This is a genomic window from Vibrio sp. 704, from assembly GCF_033339295.1.
Genome location: NZ_JAWOUH010000766.1, coordinates 1 through 577 on the forward strand (window position 1 = coordinate 1; position 577 = coordinate 577).

At 47.1% G+C, this 577-nt stretch carries 1 pseudogene; it reads left to right on the forward strand.

The window, feature by feature from the left end:
- Positions 1 to 521, forward strand: a pseudogene (locus R7R24_RS28990) (DUF2057 family protein); the annotation flags it as partial.
- Positions 522 to 577: the final 56 nt, after the last annotated feature.

Here is a 577-nt window from a genome sequence, read left to right on the forward strand (position 1 = left end):
AAAAAACATTGACGCTACCCGATGGCGTAAACCAAGTCGTTTTCCGCTACGCACCTTACTTCAACCAAGGTAATGACCGTCTAAGCGTAGAAAGTGACGCTATCGTGGCACGCTTCGATACTGCAAATGCAGCGTTGACGATTTAAGAGCCAAAATACCCCAACATGCGTGACGCGGAAGAAAACATCAAAGATCTCGATTGGAAACTGGTTGATGGTTCAGGCAAAGCAGTCGCAGTTGACCAAGACAAGCTGATAAAACCGGGTATGCAAATCGGCCGTGATTACGTGCGTGAAATCGAAGATTACAACCGCGCTGGCGGTACAGCAGCCGTCGCTTTTGCTGGTGCAGCGACCATGCAACCAGTCACGCTTCCTGCAAAGATTCCTGAAGACATGAAACAAGCGCGTGCAACCGCAGTGAAAGCAGATTCTACGGCAGAAGAAATGCTGCACTTCTGGTACCAAAAAGCAGACGCAGAAACAAAAGCGCGCTTTAAAGCGTACATCAATCAGCAATAGTCGTTGATTGACTGACCTGATTTAAAAAGCCACTTAATGTGGCTTTTTTTGATCAT